Raw genomic sequence first — 12,981 nt, 5'->3', positions numbered from 1 at the left:
GCTCGACACGGGACGGCTGGTTCTTGGCGGTTCCTTCGGCCCGTGTCGCTCGCTCGCGTCATCCGCATTCGCCTTGGAAGGAACCTTGTTATGTCCACCACTACTGCGGCTGCGCCGGACAGGTATCCGGTGGCCAGCCTGTCGATGTATGACCCCGTTCACCTGGGGATTGATGAATACGGCTACAGCGTCGACACCCCGATCGTCTACCGGCAGCTGCTCATGGGCGGCGAACCCGGTTCGGGCAAGTCCGTCGAACTGAACAACATTGTTGCACACGGTGCGCTGTCCACGGACTGCTCGATGTGGCTGTTCGATGGCAAGGAAGTCGAACTGGGCATGTGGCGCGACGTCGCTGACGTCTTCGTCGGCCCGAACATCACCGACGCCAACAAGCGGCTGCGGCAGCTCCAATGCGAGATGAACCGCCGTTACGCCGAACTGGCTCGGGTCAACCGGCGCAAGGTCATCGCCACCGACCCGGTACCGGTGATCCTCTGCGTGATCGATGAAGTCGCCTACTACTCGGTGACCACCGGCACCAAGGACCAGCGCGAAGAGTTCATGATCCTGCTGCGCGACGTCATCGCGCGAGGCAGAGCGGCCGGGATCATCGTGGTCGCCGCGACCCAACGGCCTTCGGCCGACATCATCCCGACCAGCCTGCGGGACCTGTTCGGCTACCGGCTCGCCTTCCGCTGCACCACCGATTCCAGCAGCGACATCATCCTGTCGGTCGGCTGGGCCAAGCAGGGCTACTCCGCCAAGGACATCGCTCCCGAAGACCGAGGTATCGGCCTGCTGCTCGCCGAAGGCGGCACCCCGCGCCGCATGAAGTCGGCCTACCTGTCCGACTCCGATATCTACGGGCTAGTCGAGTACGCCCGTCAACTTCGTCGCACCGGGTGGTCGGCATGACCACCGCCAACCCGCGACGGTCTCGGACCGGCACCGTGTACCTGCTGCACTTCGACCAGCCTTACAAGCACGCCCGGCACTATCTCGGCTGGGCAGCCGACCTGAACCAGCGGCTCATGCAGCACCAACAGGGCCATGGCGCCCGGCTACTCGCCGTGATCCGCCAGCACGGCATCACCTGGACGCTGGCCCGTACCTGGTCCGGCACCCGGACACGGGAACGTCAGATCAAACAACAAGGTGGCGCCTCCCGCGTGTGCCCGCACTGCGGCATCCGACCACCGCAACGGGTGTGGACACCCGGCGAACTGCGCCCGGTCGCACGCCGCCTGTTTGCCGTGATCGACGGCGAATGGATCACCAACAAGCCGGTGATCACCTACGCCGCCCGGCAACTTTCCCGCCGCATTACCGGCATTCCTCGAACGATCACGCCTGCCGATCTGCTCGGCTGGAGCGAAAGGACACCCACCATGAAAATTCTGAACTACACCACCCCATACATCCGCAAGGACGGCTCCGTGTGGTGCGTCCAAGAAGACCTCGAATCCGGCAGCGACAACACCTGCCGCATGGTCGTTGACCTGGAAACCGGACTCACCCTGTTCCTGCCGGATTACCTCGTCGACGTAGAGGCAGATCAGCCCATTTCACGCGTCGGCAAGCATCCCTGGCCCTTGTTCCGCTGGGCCACTGGCGCCGACCTTCACTCCTCCGAGATCAAGGAGAAGACGACATGAGCACTCCCACCGTCAACGGCGCGACCACCATTCGCGCTCATCATCCGTCCACACTGGACCAAACCGGTACCACCGTCCAGCCAAACACCGACAGTCCACCGGAGACTGTCACACCGAACCGGTCTGCCCGGACGCAGCGGACCAACGTAGCCAAGAAGCCCACTACCACGAAGAAGACCACCACGACACAGACGGCGAAGACCAAGCCGACTGCGACGCGAAAGAAGACGCAAGCGCCGGTTGTGAAGCGGCCCAAGCCTTGGCCGCTGATCATCATTGGTGCGGCGGCTGCCGTGGCCGTGTGGTCCGGCTGGGTCGGACTCGGCCAGATGGCCGGTTTCGGAATCATTACCCCGCTGCCGGGCATCTGGGATGCCCTGCGTATCAACACCGCCGTGGTCCTTCCGCTATCCGTGGAAGCCTACGCGGCCTACGCCCTGCGGGTGTGGCTCGGCACGAGCAAGGACAGCAGTCAGCGTACCCAGCGATTCGCGAAATGGTCCGCCATTGGCAGCCTGGTTATCGGCGCTATTGCTCAGGTCGCGTATCACCTGATGGCCGCGGCCGGATACACGAAAGCACCGTGGCCGATCGTCATGCTCGTGGCCATTATTCCGGTCATCGTTCTTGGTCTCGCGTCCGCGCTGGCCAAACTAGTTACCAACGACACGAAGGAGAAGTAGAAATGAGTCAGGACGACCGGCAGTTCATGTGGATCACCGACGGGGCAATGAGCCTCGGAACATTTGCCGACTACGCCTCCCAGTGGGAAGACGCCTATTACAGTGGCGCCGACATTTCCACCTTCGTGTGGACCATTCACAATTCCTGGGAACTTCGCATGCACCGAGTGAACGTGTCTCTGAAACCCGTCAGCGACGAGCGGCTTCGATACACGCTGACCGCCTTCAACGTCGCACAGGTTCGGATTGTCGGACGCGGCTGACGTGACTGCCTCGACCACGACTCTCACCCCCAGCACCACACCGGTACTGGGGGTGGGGGCCGTTGCCGAGTACTCGCCGTTCCCTGCGGCTACCCCTGCTCACCTCAATCGGGCCAGCGACCCCGGCTACGGCTGGTGGCTGTCGCACGTCATGCCCGCTGCCGCCTGCTCCCAACCAGTGCGGCTGCGGGTGGCAGCACAGTGGCTCGATAACGACGGCCGCGTCACCGAGGTTGACCGGATCAGCGACAGCATGCCCGACGGCATGCTCTACGTCGCCTGCAAGAACCGCCGTGCCACTGTGTGCCCAGGCTGCGCCGAGACCTATCGCGCCGACATGTACCACCTGATCAAAGCCGGGTTACTCGGCGGCAAAGGTGTCCCCGACACCGTGGTCAACCATCCCTGCCTGTTCGTCACCTTCACCGCCCCCTCGTTCGGCCTCGTGCACACCGCCAGCCGTCCTGGCGCCCGTCGGCCGTGTACGCCCCGGAGAAACCCGGTCAGGTGCCCACACGGGGTGCTGCTGGCCTGCTGGACCTTCCACACTCCCGAGGACCAGCGGACGGGGGAGCCGCTGTGCCGGGAGTGCTACGACTACGAACACCAGGCCGTGTGGAACCTGCACGCGGGTGAGCTGTGGCGACGCACCACCATCGCCATCAACCGCCAGCTGGCCGCGCACGCGAAGACCCTCGGCCGGCAAACCGCGGTGCGGCTGCAGTACGCCAAGGTCGCCGAGTATCAGCACCGCGGGGCAGTCCATTTCCATGCCCTGATCCGCCTGGACGGCTACGACCCGAACGACAAAGACCAGGTGCTGACGCCCCACCCAGCGATCACCGTGGACCATCTACACTCCTACATCACCAGCGCTGTCCACGCGACGAGCTTCGACACTGCCCCGCACCCACGCAAGCAGGACGGCTGGGAGATCTCCTGGGGCGAACAACTCGACATCCGCCCCGTCAGCCTCGTCGGCGCCGATCTCGACGACCGGGGCGACCTCACCACCACCGCCGTTGCCGGGTACCTCGCCAAGTACGCCACCAAGGCCACCGAGGACGCCGGGCACGTCTCCCGCCGACTCACCGCCGAGTCCATCCGCTACTACACCACCGAAGACACACACCAGAACCGCCAGCTACAAGCCTGCTGGTCCCTCGGCCAGTACCCTCTCTGGTGCACCAGCGCCGCCCAACGCGCCGAATGGGACCACGGACCCGACCACGGACCGCAGAGAAGCTTGCCCGGCTGGGGCGGACTACAGCGCTGGGCACACATGCTCGGCTACGGCGGACACTTCGCCACCAAAAGTCGCCGCTACTCCACCACCCTCGGAGCACTCCGCGCCGTCCGCCGCGCTTACCAAATAGGACAGTCCACACAGGACAGTCAGCCGCCCGAGAGTACGCCCCTGGACGATGATCCCGATGGTGCCCAAGCCAACCTCATCGTCACCCACACCTTCGACGGCGTGGGATGGCTCACCACTGGAGACGCCCAGCTAGCGAACACCGCAGCAGCCAAAGCACGAGAGCACCGCCTCACCGCACGCGAAGAACACGACGCGCTGATCAACGGGAGGAGGTGAACAACATGACAGTGATTACGCCGAAGTGGCATACCACAAAAGAGGTCGCACAGATGCTTGGATTTAGTTTATCGAAGACCAAGATGCTGGTTGCCATGGGCGAAATCCGATCAATAAAAGACGGACGAAACCGTCGCATTTTGCCCAATTGGGTCGATGAGTACATCCAACGACGAGTCCAGGAGGCAGAAAATGAGTGGTAAATCGCGCGCCAACGGCGAGGGTTCAATTTACCCTTACCGCAATGGCTACGCTGCATACGTGTGGGTACAAACGCCTGTCGGCACCCGGAAGCGTAAGTACGTGTACGGCAAGGACCGCGACGAGGTACATAACAAGTGGCTCAAGTTACACCACCAAGCCAAGAAAGGGCCGGTTGCTACGAATGTGCCCAAACTCGGACCGTACCTGCTTAGCTGGCTCGAAGAGGTCATCGAGCCTAATCGAGCACCGAAGACGTACGTCAACTACGAGCTGTTCGTCAGGCTTTACATAGCTCCCTTTCTTGGCGAACGCCGAATCGACCGGCTGCAACTCCGCGAGGCACAGACGTGGGTCAACAGGCTGTCGCAGGTGTGCCAGTGCTGCGCGCAGGGCAAGGACGCTCGTCGGACGAAGGTGAAGCAACGATGTTGTGCCCTTGGGCGGTGTTGCGAGCAGACGCCTTCAGCTCGGACGGTCAAAGACATCCGGGATTGCCTGCGGAGCGCCTTGAACCACGCGATCCGAGAAGAGTTGATCAGCCGGAACGTGGTCGCGCTCGTCAGCCTGCCGACGCTTCGTAAGCCTAGGCGTCAACGGTGGTCCAGCGATGAGGCTCGGCGGTTCTTGGAGTCAGCCAAGACCGAGGATGACCCGCTCTACGCGGCGTACGTCCTGATCGTGGTCATGGGGATGCGTGAGGGCGAAGTCCTGGGCCTGCCTGACGATGCGATCAACTTCGAGGCATCGGAGCTGGACATCTCCTGGCAGCTTCAACGCGTCCGTAAGCGCCTGCTGCACCGTCAGACCAAGACCGCGACGTCCGATGACACCCTGCCGCTTATCGACGTCGTCACGGCCGCGCTGAAGCTCCGTATCGAGCAGCGGAACCGGGACCGCGAGAAGGCGGACGCCTGGATTAAGAGCAACCTGTTGTTCACCACTCAGAACGGCACCCCGATCGAGCCCCGCAACTTCCTGCGTTCCTGGGCCACCCGGTGCCGAAAGGCTGGCGTGCGATACATCACCGTGCACGATGGTCGACGTTCTTGCGGGTCACTGCTGGCTGACCTTGACGTACATCCCCGCGTTGCGATGCGCATCCTGCGACACGCCCAGTTCACGGTCACGATGGAGGTCTACACCGAGGTTTCGTCCGAGCAGACTCGGGCAGCGCTCAAGAAGCTTGGGGACAGCCTCCAGTGAAGCTACTGCTGTACTTTGCTGCTGTACAGGTCGCAAAGAGGCCCTTCCCGGGTGTCCGGAAAGGGCCTCTGACCTGCTGTGGAGCTGAGGGGAATCGAACCCCTGACCTTCTCGATGCGAACGAGACGCGCTACCAACTGCGCTACAGCCCCTTGAAGCCCGATCAGCATAGCAACGGCGCTGTGCCGACCGAGCGGGAGGGTCCCTACTCGCCCGCCGCCCTGCGGAAACCCGCCTGACCAGGCTCTTCGAGGTCGTGGAAGGCCGGGTCCTCGTCCTCGGGGTCGACGACCGCGGCCTGCCGGCGCATGCGCGAGGTCGGCGACGGCTTGCGCTCGGATCCGACGATCTCCGCCGACGCGCGGGTGACCTCCACGTCGTCGGACGGCGCCCGGCGCACCGGCCGGGAGCCGCTCATGCGCGCCATCCGCCGCTCGCGGATCTCGTTCTCGATCCGCACCTGCCTGCGCAGGTACACGAGGTAGCCGATCAGCGTCAGGTCGACGGCGCCGTGCACCCACCACAGCAACGGGAGCAGGAATCCAGCCAGGCCGGCCGTGACGACGGCCAGCACCAGCAGGATGATCACGACACGCTGCCGGAACGCGTACTTCGCCTTCGCGGCGATCTCCGCGGCCTCCGGATCGAAGCCGCCACGGCCTGGGCGGTAGCGGCGGGGGTTGTCCGGCCTGGGCTGCGGCAGCGGCGGCAGCTCGGCCTCCTCCCGGGGCTCGGGCTCCTCCACGGCCTCGAGGTCGTCACGGTCATCGGGGTGCTCGTCCGGCTGCACGGTGTCGGCCATGCTGAACTCCTCCCGCCCCTCGTTGCGTGTGCTCCCGCTCCGCACGACTCGGGCGGCCAACGCGGAGTCCGCGGTGCGTGCGATCTCCTGGCGCTTGCGCGCGATCATGGGAACGAGGACGACGAGCCATGCCGCGGCCAGCGCGACAATGATCAACGAGCTAGGCATCTCCCGTCACCTCCCCCGACGTGAACTCCGTTCGTTAGTCACGCTAGTCACAGGAGTAACAGAAGAAACGGAGGCTCGCCGGGAGAGATCATGGATCTTGTCACTGGATTAGGTGAAAACCAGCTTATGTGGTAACGCGCCTTCAGGCGTGTTCGGCCTTGCCGCTCGCCACCAGCCGGGCCACCAGACCCGGCCCAGTCTCCTCCGCCGTGATCGCGAAACACAGGTGGTCCCGCCAGCCGCCCGCGACGTCGAGGTACCGCTCGAACAGGCCCTCCCTGCGGAAACCGGCCTTCGTCAGCACCCGCACGCTCGCCGTGTTCTCCGGACGCACGGTGGCCTCGATGCGATGCAGCCCGGCCTCGCCCAGCGAATGGTCGACGGCCAGCGCCACGGCCGCGGTGGCGATCCCGCCGCCCGCCAGCGCGGACGGCACCCAGTAACCCACCCACGCCGAACGCAGCGACGCGCGGATGACGTTGCCGATCGTCAGCTGCCCGGCGAACGTCCCGTTCAGCAGGATCGTGAACGGCAGACACTGCCCGCGCCTGCCGAGCGACCGCAGCGCCGCCCACTGCGACGGCCACGCCAGCACGGCGTTGCGTTCCTCCCAGGATCCGGCCGCGCTGGGCTCCCACTGTTCGAGGTAGCCGCGGTCGGCAAGGCGCGTGCGGCTCCACTCCCGCGCGTCGCGCAGCCGCACCGGCCGCAGCGTGACCGTCCCCGCCGGGACCGTCAGCGGGCCGAGCCGCACCGGCCAGCCCGGGTGACGGCTGTCCGCCCGGTAGTAGTCCGGTGGCGTCATGATCAGCCGCGTTGGGCGAGGAACGTCACCTTCACCTGCTCGCCCGCGGTCACCTCGGTGAGGTCCTCGTCGACATTGATCAGGCAGTTCGCCTCGGCCAGCGACGCCAGCAGGTGCGCGCCGGACGTGCCGAGCGGCTGCACCAGGTACTCGCCGTTGCTCTCGTCCCGCAGCAGCTGACCACGCAGGAAACCACGCCGCCCATTGGTCGACGTGATCGGCGACAGCAGCCGCGCACTGACGGTCCTGCGATGGGGGTTGCGGGTCCCCCGCGCCGCCCTGATCAACGGCCGGATGAGCACCTCGAAAACCACGAGCGCGCTCATCGGGTTCCCCGGGATCAGGAACGTGGGCACCGAGTCCGGCCCGAGCCTGCCGAAACCCTGCACCGAGCCGGGGTGCATGGCCACCCTGGTCATGTCGATCCGGCCCAGCTCCGACAGCGCGGCCAGCACCTCGTCACCCGAGCTGCCGCCCGCCCCGCCCGCGACCACGACGACCTCGGACATCAGCAGCCTGCCCTCGACGACCTCCCGCAGCCGCTTCGGGTCGCTCGGGACGATCCCCACCCGGCTGACCTCGGCGCCCGCGTCGCGCGCGGCCGCGGCCAGCGCGTAGGAGTTGACGTCGTAGACCTGCCCGACCGACGGCGTCCGGTCGATGTCGACCAGCTCGTCGCCGACGGAGATCACCGACACCCTCGGCCGCGGGTAGACCAGCACCTTCGCCTTGCCGACGGCGGCGAGCAGGCCGACCTGGGCCGCGCCGATCGTGTCGCCCTGACGGACGGCGACGTCGCCGATCTGCACGTCCTCGCCGGTCCGGCGGACGTATCCGGCCGACGGAACCGGCCGGTGGACGGTGACCTTCGCCGGGTGCTCGTCGGTGTAGGCGACGGGCACCACGGCGTCGGCGAGCGTGGGCAGCGGCGCTCCGGTCGCCACCCGCACCGCCTGGCCCGGCTGGAGCCGGCGCGGCTGACGGGAACCGGCCGGGATCTCCCCGACAACCGGCAGCTGCACCGGTTCCTGGCCCGCGGGGCGCACGTCGACGCTGCGCACCGCGTAGCCGTCCACCGCCGCCTGGTCGAAACCGGGCAACGCGTGCTCGGCGACGACCTCCTCGGCACACAACAGGCCCTGCGCCTCGGAGATGGCTACGCGAACCGGCCTCGGCCGGACGGCGGCGCCAAGCGCCAGCGCGAGCTGGTCGTCCACGGAGCGGAACTCGCTGGCCTCGGACTCCGGCGCGGCGGCGGACTCGGGTGCGGTCATGGGCGCTGGCTCTCCATCCGTTCGGTCAGCCAGGTGCGCAGGGACGGCCCGTACTCGGGGTCCTCGAGCGCGAAGTCGACCGCCGCACGCAGGAACCCTCCGGGGTTGCCCAGGTCGTGGCGGCCACCCCGGTGAACCACCACGTGCACCGGGTGTCCCTCGGCGATCAGCAGCGCGACGGCGTCGGTGAGCTGCAGTTCCCCACCGGAACCCGGGGTGATCCGGCGCAGCGCGTCGAAGATCGACCGGTCCAGCAGGTAACGGCCGGCGGCGGCGTAGGTCGACGGGGCGTCCTCCGGCGCGGGCTTCTCGACCATCCCGTGCACGCGTTTGACGTCGGGGTCGCCGGTGTCGGTGACGTCGAAGACCCCGTAGGGCGAGATCTGCTCCTTGGGGATGTCGAACGCGCACAGCACGCTGCCACCCTCGCGGGCCCGCACGGCCGCCATCCGCTCCAGCACCCCGGTCGGCAGCACCAGGTCGTCGGGCAGGAGGACGGCGACGGCACCGTCCTCGTCGGTCAGGTTGCCCTCGGCCTGCGCCACGGCATGGCCGAGGCCGAGCGCCTGCTCCTGGATGGCGACCTCGACGTCGAGCAGGCCGGGCCCGCGGCGAACCTTGGCCAGCAGGTCGGTCTTGCCCTTGCTCTCGAGCGTCTCCTCCAGCTCGGGCGCGTTACGGAAGTAGTTGACCACCGACTCCTTGCCCGGCGACGTGACGATGACCAGCCGCTTCGCGCCGGCCTGGGCGGCCTCGCTCGCCACCAGCTCGATCCCCGGCGTGTCGACGACCGGCAGCAGTTCCTTCGGCACGGCCTTGGTGGTCGGCAGGAATCTCGTGCCCAATCCCGCCGCCGGCACGATGGCGGTTCGGAACGTCTGCGTGGTTTCGGCGCCCGTCATGGGTGCGAAGCCTAACCTGGCATGGTGCGAGCGGGCGGCAATGACAGCACTGACGGCGGCGACATGATGACCAAGGCGCAGTGGCGCAAGCGCCTGCTGGCGGCCAGGGCGGACGTACCGATGGCCCGCCGGGTCGCGGAGGCCGCGTCACTGGTCCGTTCGCTGACGAGCCTGCCGGAGGTGGACGTCGTCTGCGGCTACCTGCCGTTCGGCACCGAACCCGGCTCGATCGCCCTGCTCGACGAGCTGCGCCGGACCGGGCGAACGGTCCTGTTGCCGGTGATTCCCGACGTCCCCGGCCCGTTGGAGTGGGCGGCCTACACCGGCTCGGGCGACCTGGTCCCGGGCAGGCTGCGCGGGGTGCTGGAGCCCGCGGGGGAACGGCTCGGCGTGACCGCCGTGGCTTCGGCCGGTCTCGTGCTCGTCCCGGCGCTGGCCGTCGACCACCGGGGCGTGCGGCTGGGCCGCGGCGCCGGCTACTACGACCGGTCGCTGGAACTGGCCGCGGACGCCGAGCTGATCGCGCTGGTCCGCGACGACGAGTTCGTGCCGGAGCTGCCCACCGAGCCGCACGACGTCCGGATGAACGGCGTGCTGCTGCCGGACGGAGGCTGGGTGCGCACTCCTACCGCTCGTCCAGGCGCTTCCTGAGCAGGCAGAACTCGTTGCCCTCCGGATCGGCCAGCACGTACCAGTCCTCCTCGCCGGTCTGGCCGACGTCGGCGTGCGTCGCACCTGCCGCCAGCAGGCGGGCGAGTTCGGCCTCCTGGTCGCGGTCGGTGGCGTTGACGTCGATGTGCAGCGGGAGCTGGCCGGTCCGCTCGTTCTGGCTGGGGCTGAGGATGAGCGTGGGCTGCAGGCCGCCGAACCCGACGCCGGGCGGGCCGATCTCGATGCTGCCGTCCTCCTCCCTGTCCAGTTCGACGTAGCCGAGCACCTCGCACCAGAAGCGAGCCAGCAGCTCGGGATCGCGGGCGTCGAGGACCAGTTCGGAGATGCGGCAGGCCATGCCGGGGAGGATATGCCCGGGGTGTGACGAACATGGGTTTGCACCGGTGGAATGATGTGAAGCACAATTGGCGTTAGCACTCTTGCGAGGCGAGTGCCAACGTGAGAAGGAGTCCCCGTGCCCACCTACCAGTACGCGTGCAAGGAATGCGACCACCGCTTCGAGGCGGTCCAGTCGTTTTCCGACGCCAGCCTGACCGAGTGCCCGCAGTGCTCCGGTCCGCTGCGCAAGCTCTACGGTGCGGTCGGCGTGATCTTCAAGGGCAGCGGCTTCTACCGCAACGACTCGCGGTCCGACTCCGGCAAGTCGAAGTCGTCCGGCAGCTCGACCACCACGTCCAGCTCGTCCAACGGGTCCTCGGACTCGTCGTCGAGCAAGTCGTCGGACAGCTCCTCCTCGTCGAGCTCGTCCAGCTCCAGCGGCTCGTCCGGGTCGTCCGGGTCGTCCACGACGAAGACGGCCGCCGCCGCTCCCTGACCCCGGGTTGTCCACAGCCCCCCGGTTGTCCACAGGCTGACGAACTCGCCCTTTACCACGCTGACGACCCGCTCCTACCGTCGATCACATCAGGCAAACGCCTGGTCACCCGACGTAGGAGGTCCCCATGGAGTGGGCAGAGCTGTTCGACAGGGCGCGCGCCCAGTTCCGCGGCAGGCGCGCCCGGCTCACCCGCAGGCTGGCGGCGCTCGGCATGGCCGGCACCGCGGTGGTGCTGACGATCCTGCCCGCACCGGCCCGTGGCGACCCCACCGCCGCCACCCTGGTCGCGGTCCGCGACCTGCCGGCGGGCACCGTTCTCACACCCGCCGACGTCCGCGTCGCCGAGATGCCGGTGCCCCTCGTACCGGCGGGTGCCCTGCGCGATCCGCCCTCCGTCGACGGCAAGCTCCTGGCCGGCGCGGCACGCGCCGGTGAGCCGCTGACCGACGCCCGCCTGGTCAGCTGGGCCGCGGCCGAACCCGGCATGTCGACCGTCCCGGTCCGGCTGGCCGACGCCGGTGTCGCCGGTCTGCTGCACCCCGGTGTGAAGGTCGACGTGGTGACCGGCGGTGAGCACGAGCCGGGACGCCGGGTGCTCGCCTCCACGGTCACCGTGTCCGCCATCACCGATGCCGTGGGTGACACCCGGGAAGGGGATAAGCGCACGGGGAAAGGACCGTTGGTGCTGCTCACCGCGCCGGTGGAGGTCGCCACCCAGGTCGCCGCCGCCTCGCTGGGCCGCCCGGTAACCGTTACCCTCCGGTAGCTGATTGTGTAAGACAAGCGACGCGAAGCGTCTCCGTTGAGGTGGCGGAGGGGCTGAGGATGGCGAGAGGAGCGGTTGTGCTGAAGGGCTTCAAGGACTTCCTGATGCGCGGCAACGTCGTCGACCTGGCGGTCGCGGTCGTCATCGGAACGGCCTTCACCGCGATCGTCACGGCGTTCACCAACGGCCTGATCAAGCCGCTGATCAACGCGATCGGCGGGTCCGACGCGGCGCAGGGGCTCGGCTTCTACATCTTCGACGAGAACAAGGGGACGTTCCTGGACTTCGGCGGTGTGATCAACGCGGCGATCAACTTCGTGATCATCGCGGCGGTGGTCTACTTCCTGATCGTCCTGCCGGTCAAGAAGATCCAGGAACGCCGGGCGCGGGGCAAGGAGGAAGGCCCGTCCGAGCCGACGGACGTCGAGCTGCTCACCGAGATCCGCGACCTGCTCCGCCAGCAGAACGCCCGCACGGGAACCCGCGACGACTAGCGGTCGTGGTGCGGCGGCCGGTTCTCCGTGTACCACCGGTCGGCGTCGGTAGGACGGGTCTCGGGGTCACGCTCGTCGGACGTGGTGTCCGGCAGCACCTCCCCGAAGACCTCGTCCACCCGGCGACGGTCGGGTCGCCGGGTGGGTTCGCGGTCGGCGGGCACGGCGTCAGGACTCGTTGAGCCCGGACAGCTCGTCGATGACGTGCGGCACCAGCGCGGACAGCGTGGCCATCCCGTCGCGGACCGCGGAACGGGAACCGGCCAGGTTGACCACCAGCGTGCTGCCGGACACGCCGACCAGGCCGCGGGAGATCCCCGCGTCCACGGCACCGGCAGCCAGCCCGGACGACCGCAGCGCCTCCCCGATACCCGGGATGGGCCGGTCCAGGACGCCCGCCGTGGCGTCGGGGGTGACATCGCGGGGCGACACCCCGGTGCCACCCACCGTGATCACCAGGTCGGCACCGCCGATCACCGCGGTGTTCAGCGCATTGCGGATGGCGACCGTGTCGGCGTGCACCACGACGGTGCCGTCGACGATGAAGCCCGCCTCCTCCAGCAACTCGGTGACCAGCGGGCCAGCCGTGTCATCGACCTCGCCGTGAGCGGCCCGGTCGTCGACGATCACCACGAGAGCCCGGCCAAGCCGTTGCGCGCTGCGTTCCATGACGCCA

General features: G+C 67.7%; 18 protein-coding genes and 1 tRNA gene. 11 read left to right on the top strand and 8 right to left on the bottom strand.

Annotated features, from left to right (window positions below):
* Positions 1-90 precede the first annotated feature (90 nt).
* The 7 genes from EWH70_RS13305 (at position 91) to EWH70_RS13275 (ending at position 5,605) form a co-directional block, all read left to right on the top strand.
* A complete protein-coding gene (locus EWH70_RS13305; RefSeq protein WP_130475670.1) occupies positions 91-918 on the top strand; it encodes an FtsK/SpoIIIE domain-containing protein in 828 nt (275 codons plus the stop codon).
* Entirely contained in the window at positions 915-1,658 is a 744-nt protein-coding gene (locus EWH70_RS35805) for a GIY-YIG nuclease family protein (protein ID WP_205669112.1), read from the top strand. Before EWH70_RS13305 ends, EWH70_RS35805 begins: the two co-directional genes overlap by 4 nt.
* A complete protein-coding gene (locus tag EWH70_RS13295) occupies positions 1,655-2,341 on the top strand; it encodes an ABC transporter permease (RefSeq protein ID WP_130475669.1) in 687 nt (228 codons plus the stop codon). The genes EWH70_RS35805 and EWH70_RS13295 overlap by 4 nt, the downstream gene beginning before the upstream one ends.
* Before the next feature lie 2 nt (positions 2,342-2,343).
* Positions 2,344-2,604 carry a hypothetical protein gene (locus EWH70_RS13290; RefSeq protein WP_130475668.1) on the top strand — a complete coding sequence of 87 codons (261 nt, stop codon included), beginning with the start codon at positions 2,344-2,346 and terminating at the stop codon, positions 2,602-2,604.
* 1 nt (position 2,605) lies between these two features.
* Positions 2,606-4,198 carry a replication initiator gene (locus EWH70_RS13285; protein ID WP_130475667.1) on the top strand — a complete coding sequence of 531 codons (1,593 nt, stop codon included), beginning with the start codon at positions 2,606-2,608 and terminating at the stop codon, positions 4,196-4,198.
* Positions 4,087-4,401, top strand: coding sequence for an excisionase family DNA-binding protein (locus tag EWH70_RS36610; RefSeq protein ID WP_338078572.1), 315 nt, complete (start codon positions 4,087-4,089; stop codon positions 4,399-4,401). Before EWH70_RS13285 ends, EWH70_RS36610 begins: the two co-directional genes overlap by 112 nt.
* A 100-nt stretch (positions 4,402-4,501) precedes the next feature.
* Entirely contained in the window at positions 4,502-5,605 is a 1,104-nt protein-coding gene (locus tag EWH70_RS13275) for a site-specific integrase (protein WP_240686965.1), read from the top strand.
* Between the two features lie 79 nt (positions 5,606-5,684).
* Here EWH70_RS13275 and EWH70_RS13270 read toward each other — a convergent pair.
* The 5 genes from EWH70_RS13270 to EWH70_RS13250 all read right to left on the bottom strand — a co-directional run bounded on the left by EWH70_RS13270 (position 5,685) and on the right by EWH70_RS13250 (position 9,556).
* Positions 5,685-5,757, bottom strand: a tRNA-Ala gene (locus tag EWH70_RS13270).
* 53 nt (positions 5,758-5,810) lie between these two features.
* Positions 5,811-6,575, bottom strand: coding sequence for a divisome protein SepX/GlpR (gene sepX, locus EWH70_RS13265; protein WP_130475664.1), 765 nt, complete (start codon positions 6,573-6,575; stop codon positions 5,811-5,813).
* Between the two features lie 142 nt (positions 6,576-6,717).
* Entirely contained in the window at positions 6,718-7,380 is a 663-nt protein-coding gene (locus tag EWH70_RS13260; RefSeq protein ID WP_130475663.1) for a GNAT family N-acetyltransferase, read from the bottom strand.
* A gap of 2 nt (positions 7,381-7,382) precedes the next feature.
* Positions 7,383-8,654 (bottom strand): molybdotransferase-like divisome protein Glp, encoded by a 1,272-nt coding sequence (gene glp / locus EWH70_RS13255; RefSeq protein ID WP_130475662.1) that lies wholly within the window; start codon positions 8,652-8,654, stop codon positions 7,383-7,385.
* Complete coding sequence (locus EWH70_RS13250; RefSeq protein ID WP_130475661.1) at positions 8,651-9,556, bottom strand: UTP--glucose-1-phosphate uridylyltransferase; 906 nt, start codon at positions 9,554-9,556, stop codon at positions 8,651-8,653. The genes glp and EWH70_RS13250 overlap by 4 nt, the downstream gene beginning before the upstream one ends.
* 21 nt (positions 9,557-9,577) lie before the next feature.
* Between EWH70_RS13250 and EWH70_RS13245 the strand changes: the two genes are divergently transcribed.
* A complete protein-coding gene (locus EWH70_RS13245) occupies positions 9,578-10,207 on the top strand; it encodes a 5-formyltetrahydrofolate cyclo-ligase (protein WP_240686964.1) in 630 nt (209 codons plus the stop codon).
* Here EWH70_RS13245 and EWH70_RS13240 read toward each other — a convergent pair.
* A complete protein-coding gene (locus EWH70_RS13240) occupies positions 10,182-10,565 on the bottom strand; it encodes a VOC family protein (RefSeq protein WP_130475660.1) in 384 nt (127 codons plus the stop codon). The genes EWH70_RS13245 and EWH70_RS13240 overlap by 26 nt on opposite strands.
* A gap of 117 nt (positions 10,566-10,682) precedes the next feature.
* Here EWH70_RS13240 and EWH70_RS13235 point away from each other — a divergent pair, with 117 nt between their 5' ends.
* From EWH70_RS13235 to mscL, 3 genes are all read left to right on the top strand, one after another.
* Entirely contained in the window at positions 10,683-11,042 is a 360-nt protein-coding gene (locus EWH70_RS13235) for an FmdB family zinc ribbon protein (RefSeq protein WP_130475659.1), read from the top strand.
* A gap of 127 nt (positions 11,043-11,169) precedes the next feature.
* On the top strand, positions 11,170-11,811 hold the full coding sequence (cpaB, locus tag EWH70_RS13230; RefSeq protein ID WP_130475658.1) for a Flp pilus assembly protein CpaB: 642 nt from the start codon (positions 11,170-11,172) through the stop codon (positions 11,809-11,811).
* Between the two features lie 77 nt (positions 11,812-11,888).
* Entirely contained in the window at positions 11,889-12,305 is a 417-nt protein-coding gene (gene mscL / locus EWH70_RS13225) for a large-conductance mechanosensitive channel protein MscL (protein WP_130475657.1), read from the top strand.
* Here mscL and EWH70_RS36480 read toward each other — a convergent pair.
* Both EWH70_RS36480 and EWH70_RS13220 read right to left on the bottom strand, forming a co-directional pair.
* The gene (locus EWH70_RS36480; protein ID WP_276320560.1) at positions 12,302-12,424 is read right to left on the bottom strand and encodes a hypothetical protein; all 123 of its coding nucleotides are present in this window, start codon (positions 12,422-12,424) and stop codon (positions 12,302-12,304) included. The genes mscL and EWH70_RS36480 overlap by 4 nt on opposite strands.
* Positions 12,425-12,473: 49 nt before the next feature.
* Positions 12,474-12,974 carry a MogA/MoaB family molybdenum cofactor biosynthesis protein gene (locus EWH70_RS13220; RefSeq protein ID WP_130475656.1) on the bottom strand — a complete coding sequence of 167 codons (501 nt, stop codon included), beginning with the start codon at positions 12,972-12,974 and terminating at the stop codon, positions 12,474-12,476.
* Positions 12,975-12,981: the final 7 nt, after the last annotated feature.

The sequence above is a fragment of the Amycolatopsis suaedae genome, from assembly GCF_004214935.1.
GTDB classification, from domain to species: domain Bacteria; phylum Actinomycetota; class Actinomycetes; order Mycobacteriales; family Pseudonocardiaceae; genus Amycolatopsis; species Amycolatopsis suaedae.
The sequence above is the reverse complement of the archived record's forward strand: the minus strand, read 5'-3'. Positions and strand labels throughout refer to the sequence as shown.